The organism is Kitasatospora sp. NEAU-CNBT7 (assembly GCF_057220535.1).
The window spans coordinates 1-3,280 of the sequence record NZ_JBXQQB010000112.1 but is presented as its reverse complement, the minus strand read 5'-3'; the positions used below and the strand labels follow the sequence as shown (position 1 = coordinate 3,280).

Here is a 3,280-nt window from a genome sequence, read left to right as displayed (position 1 = left end):
TCCTCGGCCTGCCCACCAACGAGCCCTCGATCAACGCCACCCGCTCCCGCCTGGGACGACTCGTTCGTCAGGGACTCCTCGACCAACCCGGACGCGGCCGCTACCAGAAACGGACTTAACGTCCTCTGAGATCACCTGCTTCGCCGCGCTGCCGGCGCCCTACGACCTGACGGGGGTCACCGTCACGGCCGACGCCCTGCACACCCGGCGCGCCCACGCCCGCTTCCCGGTCGAGGAGAAGAAGGCCCACCACCTGCTTGTGGTCAAGGCCAACCAGCCCGAACTCCACCGCCGGCTGCGGTCACTGCCGTGGAAGGACGTCACTGCCAGGCGCTACGACCGCGAGGCCGCTCACAGCCGCCGCGAAACCCGCGCGACCAGGACCCTCACCGTCACCGGCCTCGACCTGGACTTCCCCCACGCCGTCCGGGCCGTACGTACCCTGCGCCACCGCACCCACCTCAGGACCGGCACCGTCAGCCGCCGGACCGTCTACGCGATCACCGACCTGACCTCGCATCAGGCATCGCCCCAGCGCCTCGGCCATCTCGCCAGGCCACAGCGGACCATCGAGAACCGGCTCCACTTCGTCCGTGATACCACCTTCGCCGAGGACGCCTCGAAGATCCGCACTGGCCACGGCCCCGACAACACGGCGACCCTGCGCAACCTGGCGATCAACACCCTCCACGCCGCCGGGTACCGCAACATCGCCGCCGGCATCCGGCACGCCTCCTACGAGCCCTTCACCCGCCCGCTCGACCTGCTGGGCACCATCCGACCAGCACGGTTACAAGATCACAGGACTTTGCAACGGCCCTGGGTCGTGACATGAGAGGAGAGCGGTGACTCCCTTATCGAGATAGTCAAATCACATATACCCAAAAGCCGGTTCCGCCAATTAATCTACCAGTCAAATCAATGAGGCTTGCGATGGAAATCGTTTTTCCCTCTCACGGAACAAAGCATTCAGGGTCAGTCAGGATCCCCGAGGAGCCCGTCCTGCAGATGCTCAGTCAGGCCGGTTTCTCTCGTTCGCCGAACGCGAGGAAATCGCCCTGCCCAGGACCCCAGGACACCGGAGTGCGGGAGATCGCCCGCCGGCTCGGCCGCGCGCCGTCGACCGTCTCACGAGAGCTGCGGCGCAACGCGGCCACGCGATACGGGCAGTTGAACTACCGGGTCTCGATCGCCCAGTGGAATGCCGAGCTGGCGGCCAAACGTCCCAAAACAGCGAAGCTGGCAGAGAACGAGCGGCTGCGCGAGTACGTCTCGGGTGCCGGATCGTGCCCGTCATCCCCCGAGGCGGCGAACCCGACATCCGCGGCCCCGGGAAGCTCCGCCACGTGGTGGAGCAGACCTCCGGCCTGCTCCACCGGTTCAAGCGCCTCGCCGTCCGCCGGGAACGCCGCCTTCAACTGAGCTCTTTCAACCCTGCTCGGCAGGGTGAGACGTCGTCCGGCGTTGACGGCTACCCGGACCTGCAGGATCGCGGTCGGCACGCCGGAGGCGACCTTGGCCCCGTCACCCGATCGGTGGCCGCTCTGAAAAGGCTCACTGCACGACCCGCTCATCTCGCTCGCGTGTGCGGTGATCTGCCGGAGAAGGCTCAACAAGCCAGCAGAGTGATCATGCGACGAGCTCAAAGGCTGGTCGTGTCAACACCCGGACGGTCGAGGATCAGGCTGATGATGCGACGCCCAGCGATAGCGGCGAGACGGGGAAGTCGAAGTAGGTGTCAGGGAACGGCTCAGGCTGGAGAGTATAGTGCCACCACTCCTCTGCGAGGTTTACAAAACCTACCTGCTCCATTGCGGTTTTCAGTGCCATCCGGTTCTCCCGCTGCTCGATCCGGATCCTCGGATCCATAGTGTGGGAGCGTGGATCGAAGCAGTCGAACCCGGTCCCCATGTCTACTGGATCGCCCCATGTCGAAACCAAGGTCACGTCAACGGTGCTTCCCCTGCTGTGGCCGGATCGCTCGTGGATATAGCCATCAGTGAAAAGTCGCGATTTGTCGACACTCGGATAGAATTTCCGTTTGGTCCGCTGGTCACCCAGGTCGGCCGCCCACCTGGCGATGTGCGCTACTGCCCGTGCGGGCCGGTAAGCATCGTAGACCCTAAGGCCATACCCTCGCGCCGACAGACCCTGCTGCGCTTCGGCCAGTGCGCGCGCAGCCTCCCGGGTCACTATGCACAGCGGGCCGGCATATCCGTCCAGCGGACTTCCGACGAAATTTCCGGAGCCCGCATAGCAGATGTCAATCTGAATGCTTGAGTCCACCTCAAGCAGATTGACGAATCTTTCACAAATCAATGATCTGAGGTCTTTTTTGGATTCTCGGGGCAGTCCTGCATGGTTCATTTCGACGGCTTTCTGGTCCGCGGATATTGTCTTACCGATCAGCAGACCACTGTCCCTACTAGCGTGGGGATGGCCGGAGGTTAAGGGTTCCCGACCACCCCTGCGCTGACCCGTCGAGTCCGCCGAGGCAAGCTGACGGGCAGTCTTTCTAGTCCTGTGGCACGGGGCACTTCGATCAGGGCGGATGAACCGCCGCACAGGCCCGTCGGGCGTGACATACATTTTGACCCGAAACGCTAATGTTCCGGCGTTTCGAGGGTGTACCGGACGTGCGGGCGCGGAGGTAGCCCCGGACGGTGTGGGGTTGCTTCTGGCGTCGGTGGAAGAAGCGGCGTACCTCGCCTGCAGGCTCTCCGGCGTTTCGGGCCCGGCAGGCCGGCAGGAGCGTCCGTTCGAGGTCGGCGTTGACGGGCTCGTCCGGGGTGGTCTCCGGCGCGTAGGCGGGCAGCAGGTGCAGGACGATGCGGTCCTCGTACTCGGTGTGAAGTTCCACCCTGCGGTTGGACACTGTCCGTTTACGCCGCCAAGGCGTGACGGGCGCTTCCCCCGGGTCGTGGACACCGGTTGTCATGCGGCGGTGGTCAGCGTAGTTGATCGCTGTTCGTAGGTGATCGGGCTGATCTGGCCGAGGCGGGAGTGCCGGCGCCGGGTGTTGTAGCGGGTCACCCAGCGGAAGACCGCGAGTCGGGCCTCGCCGGCTCCGTTCCATCGCTTCCGCCCTTGGAGCGTCTCGCGTTTCATGGTCGCGTTGAAGCTCTCCGCGGCGGCGTTGTCCGCGCTCGTGCCCACCGCGCCGCGGGATCTGGTCACGCCCAGCTCCGCGCAGACCCGGGCGAAGTCCTTCGACCCGTAGTGGGCCCCGTTGTCGCTGTGAAAAATCGCCCCGCGCAGTCCCCGGGCGCCGCGGGCGGCC

4 protein-coding genes and 1 pseudogene are annotated in these 3,280 nt (G+C 65.2%); 2 read left to right on the top strand and 3 right to left on the bottom strand.

Features of this window, described 5'->3' with window-relative positions; translation table 11 throughout:
• A partial coding sequence (locus tag AC2TEW_RS38730) for an ISAs1 family transposase (protein ID WP_484627830.1) occupies positions 1–835 on the top strand: 835 nt, incomplete at its 5' end.
• 181 nt (positions 836–1,016) lie between these two features.
• Positions 1,017–1,272 (top strand): annotated as a pseudogene (locus AC2TEW_RS38725) (helix-turn-helix domain-containing protein); the annotation flags it as partial.
• Here the strand turns inward: AC2TEW_RS38725 and AC2TEW_RS38720 are convergent.
• The 3 genes from AC2TEW_RS38720 to AC2TEW_RS38710 form a co-directional block, all read right to left on the bottom strand.
• Positions 1,176–1,502 (bottom strand): hypothetical protein, encoded by a 327-nt coding sequence (locus tag AC2TEW_RS38720; protein WP_484627829.1) that lies wholly within the window; start codon positions 1,500–1,502, stop codon positions 1,176–1,178. The pseudogene AC2TEW_RS38725 and the gene AC2TEW_RS38720 sit on opposite strands and share 97 nt — an antisense overlap.
• A 178-nt stretch (positions 1,503–1,680) precedes the next feature.
• A complete protein-coding gene (locus tag AC2TEW_RS38715) occupies positions 1,681–2,367 on the bottom strand; it encodes a M15 family metallopeptidase (protein WP_484627828.1) in 687 nt (228 codons plus the stop codon).
• Positions 2,368–2,934: 567 nt separating this feature from the next.
• Positions 2,935–3,280, bottom strand: a 346-nt coding sequence (locus AC2TEW_RS38710) for an integrase core domain-containing protein (RefSeq protein ID WP_484627757.1), incomplete at its 5' end; no start/stop codon positions are given.